The sequence below is a fragment of the Ligilactobacillus acidipiscis DSM 15836 genome, assembly GCF_001435755.1.
GTDB lineage: Bacteria > Bacillota > Bacilli > Lactobacillales > Lactobacillaceae > Ligilactobacillus > Ligilactobacillus acidipiscis.
In genome coordinates, this window is record NZ_AZFI01000085.1 from 1 (window position 1) to 9,000 (window position 9,000).

Here is a 9,000-nt window from a genome sequence, read left to right on the forward strand (position 1 = left end):
ATATCGACAAGCACCACAAATAAAAAAGCCGCCCTGCGTAACTTTGGTCGGTTACAGGGCGACAATGTAGTTTTGTAATCTAGGCCACCGCCTTTGAAGCGGCTTGCACGGGAAGTCCTGTTTTCGGCGGGACTTCCTTTTTCTGTTTATGTTATAGCATGCCCTTTAAAAACTAGCTAACGTTTTAAACTTTGATCAAGTTTGGATTTGGGTTGCTATTTAACAAAAATATGTAATCTCACTTGTCTTTTATGTTTTGATGAGCTATCAATTGAGTTGGTAGTTCAGGAGGAAGGCAGACTTTCCCTATCTGAATGTATAGAAAGTCTTTTACCAAAACTTGTGACGATTATCAACGTCGCAGTATAGCCCGATCGTTTTAGCACGTTATTAACTTGGATAACATTTCAGTTACCCACTTAGCTTTTTCCACGCTCCTACCTTGCCCCGCGTGTTGACCTTTCGGCTCTCTGTTTGCTAAGCTCCCTATCAAGGTTCACTTTAGTCCAATCGACCGCTTACGAGTAACTAACTAACTTTCTTGATTCACTCACGCACAACACTACTTGTTACGTCAATCTTCCTGTTAGTGACAACTCCAGTCGTATCTTTCGGCGAAGTTCAGCCATAATAAGTGCATGCACTACCATTGCTCTTTATCCTGCTACACTCTACTCCTCTTCGTGCGTAGTTTAGACTTCTGATCTTTTATCAGTACAGGCTTGCAACATTTACCCGTTGACCTTAGGTTACCTGCAATAACGAAACACGTAACCCACGTTTACTATTTGTTTAAGCGGTGTAACTTCCGCTTTTTAAGTAATTTCCATTACAGTTACCCCCTGCAGATTGACTTTTTTTGCATTAAAAAACCGTCAACCAAGGCATTTGCCTTAATTGACGGGTCTAATTTCATCATTAAATCTTGAACTCCTAGCCTTTTTCAGTTATTCTATTACTGCCGCTTATCTTGCGGACAAGCTTCTTAGCTTGTATAATAAAGATAACTTAGCGCTAGAGCTATAGTTTTAATTGATGGTGTATTCATCAATTAAGGCTCTCGTCATTCGATTACCAGTCGAATTTCGAGCTAGCGTTTTTAGTTTGCCCAAAAACACTAATACCTTTCTTATATGTATTCAATTTTCATCTCTTTAAGAATACCCTACATAAATCAAAAAAACAAGTTTAAATGCCGACACAGCAACCAATATAACAGTTAACTATCCACTTAATATTTTGAAAAACGCTTAGAACTCGCCTCTCAACACCTAATAAAAAAGTTCTAGCTATCGCAAAAAGCCTCTTTAAATTAAGCAAACATACGTTTGATTTTGTAAAGAAATGGTGCTATAACAAAGTTGTTCTTCCGGAAGAAACTATAAAATGTACAAACGAAAGGAAGCCTTTTTATGGCAACTCAACAAGAAACTAATGCTCGTTATATTTATTCTTACTTCGTTAATAAAGGATGGACACCCCAAGCTGTATGTGGCATGTTAGGTAACATTCAATCTGAATCTGGTATAGTTGCTGATATTTGGGAAAGTGGTGTCGGTCCCGGGTACGGTCTTGTTCAATGGACACCTTCTAGTAAATTGATTGACTGGTGCAATAGTCAAGGTCTTGATTATCACGACATTGGTGCTCAATGTGCCCGTATTAATTATGAAATGAATAATGGAATTCAGTTTGCTCCCTCAATGTCATACACTATGACTGCTCAACAATTCATAAAAAGCACAGAATCGGCAAATACTCTAGGTTTAGTATTTCTTGCTAACTATGAAAGGCCTTTAAATCCAGACCAACCTCAACGCGGAACTCAAGCCGAGTATTGGTACAGTCTCCTTTCTGGAAATACTACACCCACACCTGTAACACCTACAGAACCCTCAAAACCAGTGACCCAAAACACATATACTGTTCAGTCTGGTGACACTTTAAGCGGTATTGCTTTAAAGTATGGAGTTACAGTTGCTCAACTAACTTCGTGGAATAATATTTCTGACCCAAATAAAATTTACGTTGGGCAAACTTTAATTCTAAAGGCTGGTAATAATGGAGAACAAACCCAACAAAAAAGTTACACCGTTCAGTCTGGTGACACTTTAAGCGGTATTGCTGCTAAATACGGCGTTTCTGTTTCACAATTAACTTCGTGGAATAACATTTCTGACCCGAACAAAATTTATGTTGGACAAAAATTAGTTTTATATAGTAATGGCGGTGGTAGTGGGACTGTCGTTTACACTGTTAAATCAGGAGACACACTAAGTGGCATTGCGCAAAATTTTGGTGTCTCAGTATCAAACTTGCAAACATGGAATAATATTTCAAATGCAAATGAAATTTACGCAGGTCAAACCCTTTTGATTTATAACTCTAATGGTGGTGGTGGAGCTAAAGTTTCTTACACCGTTCAGTCTGGCGACACTCTAAGTGGCATTGCCGCTCGTTTCGGTGTTTCAGTATCACAATTAAGTTCGTGGAATGGTATATCCGACCCTAATAAAATCTATATTGGACAAGTACTTTCAGTCTACACTTCAGGTTATAGTGGTGGTGGTTCTCAAAGTTACACAATTCAATCAGGGGATACTTTAAGTAGTATTGCTACCAAATACGGCGTTACCGTTGCTCAGCTAACCTCTTGGAACAATATTTCTGACCCAAATAAAATTTATGCAGGTCAAATTATAACGGTCTAATTTCTATAATGTTAGGATAGATGATAAAAGGAGGGACAGTTATGAATAAGAAAAAGTTAATCTGGCTATATAGCCTTGGGGGGTTAATTGTTATTATTCTTGCTGCATTTTTTATCATCAAGGCAGTTAATAATCATCAAAGCACAAATAATTCTAGTAGCTCTGCTAAAGTTGAACAGTCAAGTAGCAAAAAAAAGACTAGTAAAGAATCTACTTCTAAAAAAAGTAGTCAAAGTTCTTCTAGTTCAAGTAACAGTAATTCCGCTAGCAGTCAAAGTAGCTCTAGTTCAACCAATTCCAATTCTTCCACCGCTACTAGTTCTAATAGTAGCCAAGCGCAAACCGCTAACTCTAGCAGCCAACCCACAAGCTCTTCTACACACACACAATCAAGCAGTTCTAGCGAACCAGCCGTTGGTTCAATTACTACACGTCCACAGGGAGCTTGGGTAGCTACGTTTGAACGTAACCTTTACAATGGTTACAAGGTAACCCCAAAATACTATAAATATTATGGTAATGGTCTTTGGGAAGTATGGGTTAATGAAATAAATACCAATAACTATCCTTATGTTACTGTCAACCAGTATAATGGCAATTTCCATGGTTAAACTTAGATTTTAAGATTATTTAAAAAGCCTCTACTCTTTCTATAGAATAAGGGCTTTTTTTGTACCACTCCCAGCTTACATCCAAAATATTCGCCATTAATTACCCAAACAAAAATTTCAAACTTGATCCACGTCAATTCTTTATCGGTCGAACCACCATATACTAAAGACATCAATTAAGAAATGGAGCGGGGATTATGAAATTTCAAAGATATATTAATCAACACACAAATCAAATTACATTGATAACGGCAATATTAATTGGCGTAGGTCTCTTGGGGAAAGTTGTTGACAGCGATATGATCTACACGGTTTCATTTATCGCCGCTTCAATTATCTCAGCTGTGCCGATCGTTCTTCGGGCGGTTTCAGCACTCCGGTTTAAAACGATCAGCATCGAATTACTTGTCAGCATTGCTGTGATTGGCGCTTTCATCATTGGCGAGTACAATGAATCAGCAATCGTCACTTTCTTGTTCTTATTTGGGACGTTTTTGGAAGACAAAACGTTGGCCAAAACCCGCCACTCAATTAAAGGTTTGACGGAAATGGCACCGACTACCGCAATGATTGTAGATGATGACGGCAACACTGAGGAGACGGATGTTGACTTTGTCGACGTTGACGACGTCGTCTTGGTCAAAGCCGGCGGTCAGATTCCGGTTGACGGGGAAATTGTGGATGGATCCGGTCACATCAACGAAGCCAGTATTACTGGTGAATCAAAACTAGTCACTAAGGGCACTGGCAATCAGGTATTCTCTGGCACCATCTTAGACAACGGAACACTTAAAGTTCGGGCAACCAAGGTTGGCGACGACACCACGTTTGGCAAAATTGTTGAACTGGTTGAGGATGCTCAAGACACCAAGTCGCCAGCAGAAAAGTTTATTGACAAATTTGCGACTTATTACACTCCGGCAGTTTTGATCATTGCATTGATTGTGGGCTTGGTTACCAAAGATTTCCGATTAGCGATTACCGTTTTGGTCTTGGGATGCCCTGGGGCCTTGGTCATCGGCGCCCCGGTTTCAAACGTGGCTGGAATCGGTAATGGTGCGAAAAACGGTGTCTTGATCAAGGGCGGTGAAGTGATGAACACCTTTGCCAATGTCGACACGTTGGTATTCGATAAGACCGGGACCCTGACTGAAGGGAAAACGGCGGTTACTCAGTTCAAAGATTACTCAAGAGACCAGTTGGCCTTGCAAATTGCCACAGCCGTTGAAAAGCAGTCGGATCATCCATTGGCACAAGCAGTTGTTAAATTCTCAGGTGATCATCATATTCCGTTTGAGGACGTTCAAGTTGCCGATGCTGACACAGTCAAAGGCCGTGGCGTTAAGGCAACTGCCAACGGTAAAAATGTTTTAATTGGTAATTTGAGAATGATGAACGATGAAAATGTTGATTTGACGTCTGAACAACGTCAAGACTTGGAAAACATCCAAGGCGAAGGCAGTTCAACAGTTATCGTTGCCTTCGACGGGCAAATTCAAGCCATTCTTGGTATCTCGGATGTGATTCGTCAAGGCGTTAAGCAAAGCCTGGCGACACTCAAGTCACTCGGCATCAAGAAGACGGTTATGCTGACCGGTGATAACCTGCAGACAGCCAATGCCGTTGCAGAACAAATCGGCATTGACGAAGTCCACGCAGAACTTTTGCCGGAACAAAAAGTCGAATACGTTAAACAATTCCAGCAGGAAGGCCACAAGGTTGCCTTTGTCGGCGACGGCATCAACGACAGTCCGTCATTAGTGACGGCTAACATCGGGATTGCCATGGGAAGTGGAACCGACGTGGCGGTTGAAACCTCTGATGTCGTCTTGATGTCATCAGGATTCAATGAATTGATCCATGCATATGGACTTTCCAAAAAAACGGTCATCAACACCAAGGAGAACATTTTCATCGCCATTGCGACGGTTGTCGCCCTCCTGATTGGCTTGATTCTCGGATTTATTTACATGGCCAGCGGAATGTTTGTCCATGAAGCCAGTATCCTGGTTGTCATCTTCAACGCAATGCGATTAATTAATTATCAGCCAAAAGCTGCCAAACTTGATCCAGATCAATTATCGGTTGGCGAATGGGATGTATCATTAAAACAGTAAATGAGATGGAGGTTATCAATATGAGTAAAGCAATTTTACAATTAGACGCGCTGTCATGCCCGTCATGCATGCAAAAGATCGAGGGCGCACTTGAAAAGCAGGATGGTGTGGAAAACGTCAAAGTCTTGTTCAATGCAGCCAAAGTCAAAACTGATTTTGACGGCGATAAAATTTCCGCAGACAAATTGTCAGACACGGTAACTGATTTAGGCTATGAAGTTCAATCAATGAAAGTGAAATAGGTGAAGAATATGACAACAGCAACCCCCGAAAAATTATTTGAAGCAGAAGTTAAGCAAGCAGATATCGACCACCATACCCCAACGGCTGGTGCGATGACCGGCCACATCGTTGCCAATTTGGAAGTTTTATCCAACAAACTCCAGATGGCAAAATGGTATGTGAAGGGAATGTCGGCCCAACAGCTGAAAGTCCTATTCGGCGACTTACTTAAGCAGGCGTACGACCAAAAGGATGCCTTGGGCACGGTCTTAATCGATGAGGCCTTAATTACGCCAAGTACCCAAAAGGAATTCACAGAGTACACCATGCTGGAAGAAAATGGCCAGAACAAATATGAATCTGTAGAGTGGCTGGTCAACGACTTCGTCCACGACTATGACACTGAGAACATGTTTGTCACCCGGGCAATTAAGCTTGCTGAAAAAGAAGACCGTCCAGTCTTGGCACAACATTTGGTTGGCCTGCTGCAAGATAACAACCACAACATCGCTACTCTGCAGGCCTTGCTTGGTAAGACACCACGAGAAGGCTTGGATGAGGAAGACGACGAAGATTAATCCTCAATAGATACACGAAAAAAGTTCCGAAGCAATTTTGCTTCGGAACTTTTTTAATATCATTTTTTCGAATTCAAAGATTCAAACAAATCAGCACAATAACACAGGCAATCGTACTTGCCAGGATCCACCAGCCAACCCGATAAGCTGTCCGCTGATAGGTTGAAATTTGTTCCTGACTTAATTTGTCAAAATCAGGCATCCTAAGTGAGACTTTTTGAAATATGCTAGTCTGCAGCAGCGTATAGTCTTTTTTTGATCAGCAGCTGATAGCTTATCCACGACAATACCAGGGTCAAGCCGATGAGTGCAACATTGATTGAGACAAATATTAACAGGACGCAGATGATGATCGCACTAGTCAGAATTATCCGCCGAGTTCTCATTTTTACCACTCCTCGTATTATTAAAAATGTATTCAAGTATTGACCAGCTTCGCTGTTTGGATGCTGTGTGATATTCTCTAATTGTTCATTGGATTCGGATCCAACTGGTATAGGCTTTCGCCTCCTGTAGTTTATCTACATTTTAAGAATGCCGCCCAGATGAATTGTTTAAGTTCAAACCACAAGCTGTAGTGTTAGCTGATGATTTTGATAGCTCGCGTTCTATCAAGCAGCTAGTCATTGGATGACTTGTCTACTCATAAATTGCGAGGATGTTCTGAAGATTCATAATTAGGGAGTATCACACAGCACCCAAGCTTATCCAAAATAAGAACGGAAAGGAGGTCTGAATCAATGAACTTGAATGTTGGTATTGATGTTTCAAAATTGAAGCTTGATTATTGTGGAATGGATTCAAATAAGCAAGTGTGTTTCCAAGGTGAAGTAACAAACACCCCGAAGGGGGCCGGTCATATTCGTGATGAGATTTTAGAAGCTGTCTAAAATCTCTTAAGTAATAGTGCTAAAAACGCTAAAACGACTATTTGCAGACTGGTGGTTAATTGACGCTCACAATTTTTCCAAAGTCGCCGACAATTCTCTAGCCAACTAAAAGATCGTTCGACTACCCAACGTTGGGGCATGACTTCGAATCGATGCAACTCATTGCGCTTCGCAACCTGCACGGTTGCGTTTAAATTACTGGCTACATCGAGCTGAAAATTAACGCCTGAATAACCACCATCAACTAAGGCATTTTGAACCTGGCGTAAATGCATGGCATGTAAAGCGATCATTGCACTGGCCCCGTCTCGATCAGAGACGTTTGCTCGCGTCATGTGAATGGCCTGCGGAAAGCCATTGATATCAACTGCCAGATGGCGCTTAATCCCCGAGATTTTCTTACCAGCGTCGTAACCTTTGTTTTCAGCAGTAGCGGTGTTTTTGACGCTCTGAGCGTCAACGATAATAAAGGAAGTTAAAGCTGAACGTCCTTGGTAAGTTCGCCGAGCAATGACAATTTTTTTAAAACTTGTTCCAATAAAGAATCAGCCGTAAGCTCAGCTTTAGTTGACCAAATTTTGTAATAGTTGTAAACTGACCGCCATTCTGGGAAATCACCGGGGACTTGACGCCATTGGCAACCGGTTTTCAAGACATATAGGACCGCACAGAAGACCTCGTAGAGGTCATATTTTGGAGGCTTAGTTCGCTTACGAAAATTTTCTAAAGCTGGTCGAATTAATTCAAATTGTTGCCGAGTAATATTGCTGGGATAATTTTTCATAGCTTAAACTCGCTTTTTACATAGAAGTATATCAAAAATCATAGATCTTGGACAGCTTCTAAGAGACCAACGGCCAGATTTAAAAATTATTAATCAATTAACTAGGGACTGTCTGAAAACTAAAAATTCNCGAGGCCTTGCGTAACGTAGTCGACCGGGGCATCAACACCGACGAGTTAGCTGAACCCAACTCATTCGCCATCCTCCGCTACCTGGGGATCACCTCCGAGTCTGGGTCGTCCGACATTCTCTCTGTCTGTCAGTTGATGATCGACAAGAACCTGAGTTTTAAAGCCATCGATTTCAACCAGGAATACGCCATCGACGACCACGAAAAGAAGATTCTCTTCCAGCGGATTCGGCGCGCAGTTAAAGCTGGGCTGACCAACCTGGCAAGTCTGTACATCGATAACATGGGCGACGAAATCCTGGTCGAATACGCCAACGCCCTCTACGAATATAAAAACGTGCGGGCCGAGATGGCCTACCACCAAGGTAAGCGCGAATCTGGCGGCAAGGTCTCCTTACAACACTTCTTCGACGGACTGACCCACGAAATCTGAGGATTGACGGGGTCCAAACCTATCTGCGATTAAGCATTTCAAAATTTAAGTCTTATTATGTGACTGTGCTTCTGATGTTGACGCTTCTTTTTATCCAGTTCGTATTCTAATTCTTTTTGTGCTTTCTTTTGTCTGTTAAGTTCGTGGTCTTGTCTATTCTCGTAAAGTAAGCTCATTAAGGTATCTGACAATAATTTGTTCAAATATCTTGCCGGTGTGCTTTCGTTATAGTTGACGGCTCGATAATCAGGCATATTTTCTTTACGAAAATTATCATTTCTTTGGTTATGCTGTTGTATTCCTTTTTTAGCCTGTTCAACTTGTCTAGCAGAAATCTTTTTATCTTGCCCTGCTTCCCCAATGAATAACTGTTGTGTCCCCCTATTCTTCAATACACGTAACAAATTAGCGTTTTGAATCTCATCAGATTTAACCTGTCCGCTTAGATAAGCAAGTCCCTGGGCATGTTCCTGGGTCGTGAATTGTACTGCCGGATTGTTTTTCAACTGGTCTAAATCACGCTT

8 protein-coding genes and 2 pseudogenes are annotated in these 9,000 nt (G+C 41.5%); 7 read left to right on the forward strand and 3 right to left on the reverse strand.

Features of this window, described 5'->3' with window-relative positions; translation table 11 throughout:
• Positions 1–1,412: 1,412 nt before the first annotated feature.
• From FC65_RS12225 to FC65_RS06735, 5 genes are all read left to right on the forward strand, one after another.
• Entirely contained in the window at positions 1,413–2,711 is a 1,299-nt protein-coding gene (locus FC65_RS12225) for a phage tail tip lysozyme (RefSeq protein ID WP_202813872.1), read from the forward strand.
• A gap of 41 nt (positions 2,712–2,752) precedes the next feature.
• A complete protein-coding gene (locus FC65_RS06720; RefSeq protein ID WP_235803093.1) occupies positions 2,753–3,322 on the forward strand; it encodes a hypothetical protein in 570 nt (189 codons plus the stop codon).
• Between the two features lie 197 nt (positions 3,323–3,519).
• Positions 3,520–5,439, forward strand: coding sequence for a heavy metal translocating P-type ATPase (locus tag FC65_RS06725; protein WP_056972032.1), 1,920 nt, complete (start codon positions 3,520–3,522; stop codon positions 5,437–5,439).
• A 20-nt stretch (positions 5,440–5,459) separates the two neighbouring features.
• Positions 5,460–5,681 carry a heavy-metal-associated domain-containing protein gene (locus tag FC65_RS06730; protein WP_056972033.1) on the forward strand — a complete coding sequence of 74 codons (222 nt, stop codon included), beginning with the start codon at positions 5,460–5,462 and terminating at the stop codon, positions 5,679–5,681.
• A gap of 9 nt (positions 5,682–5,690) precedes the next feature.
• Positions 5,691–6,239 carry a ferritin-like domain-containing protein gene (locus tag FC65_RS06735; protein ID WP_003582473.1) on the forward strand — a complete coding sequence of 183 codons (549 nt, stop codon included), beginning with the start codon at positions 5,691–5,693 and terminating at the stop codon, positions 6,237–6,239.
• A gap of 227 nt (positions 6,240–6,466) precedes the next feature.
• Here FC65_RS06735 and FC65_RS12430 read toward each other — a convergent pair whose 3' ends face one another.
• Positions 6,467–6,625: a hypothetical protein gene (locus tag FC65_RS12430; RefSeq protein WP_156408590.1), complete on the reverse strand. Its 159-nt coding sequence runs from the start codon at positions 6,623–6,625 to the stop codon at positions 6,467–6,469.
• A gap of 354 nt (positions 6,626–6,979) precedes the next feature.
• Between FC65_RS12430 and FC65_RS11840 the strand changes: the two genes are divergently transcribed.
• On the forward strand, positions 6,980–7,129 hold the full coding sequence (locus FC65_RS11840) for a hypothetical protein (protein WP_235803094.1): 150 nt from the start codon (positions 6,980–6,982) through the stop codon (positions 7,127–7,129).
• Here the strand turns inward: FC65_RS11840 and FC65_RS11555 are convergent.
• A protein-coding gene (locus FC65_RS11555; protein WP_156408591.1) for an IS5 family transposase occupies positions 7,126–7,913 on the reverse strand; the annotation gives its coding sequence in 2 pieces (ribosomal slippage) (positions 7,126–7,655 and positions 7,655–7,913; 789 coding nt in all). The two genes, FC65_RS11840 and FC65_RS11555, sit on opposite strands and share 4 nt — an antisense overlap.
• Positions 7,914–8,043: 130 nt before the next feature.
• On the opposite strand from FC65_RS11555, the pseudogene FC65_RS11560 reads away from it, so the two are divergent.
• A pseudogene (locus FC65_RS11560) lies at positions 8,044–8,476 on the forward strand (DNA-binding domain-containing protein); the annotation flags it as partial.
• A 38-nt stretch (positions 8,477–8,514) separates the two neighbouring features.
• On the opposite strand, the pseudogene FC65_RS12050 reads toward FC65_RS11560, so the two are convergent.
• Positions 8,515–9,000 (reverse strand): annotated as a pseudogene (locus FC65_RS12050) (MobQ family relaxase); the annotation flags it as partial.

Bases quoted from the DNA above. Each gene is read 5' to 3' on its own strand.
- FC65_RS12225 (WP_202813872.1), top strand. From the start codon at position 1,413: ATGGCAACTCAACAAGAAACTAATGCTCGTTATATTTATTCTTACTTC.
- FC65_RS06720 (WP_235803093.1), top strand. From the start codon at position 2,753: ATGAATAAGAAAAAGTTAATCTGGCTATATAGCCTTGGGGGGTTAATT.
- FC65_RS06725 (WP_056972032.1), top strand. From the start codon at position 3,520: ATGAAATTTCAAAGATATATTAATCAACACACAAATCAAATTACATTG.
- FC65_RS06730 (WP_056972033.1), top strand. From the start codon at position 5,460: ATGAGTAAAGCAATTTTACAATTAGACGCGCTGTCATGCCCGTCATGC.
- FC65_RS06735 (WP_003582473.1), top strand. From the start codon at position 5,691: ATGACAACAGCAACCCCCGAAAAATTATTTGAAGCAGAAGTTAAGCAA.
- FC65_RS12430 (WP_156408590.1), bottom strand. From the start codon at position 6,625: ATGAGAACTCGGCGGATAATTCTGACTAGTGCGATCATCATCTGCGTC.
- FC65_RS11840 (WP_235803094.1), top strand. From the start codon at position 6,980: ATGAACTTGAATGTTGGTATTGATGTTTCAAAATTGAAGCTTGATTAT.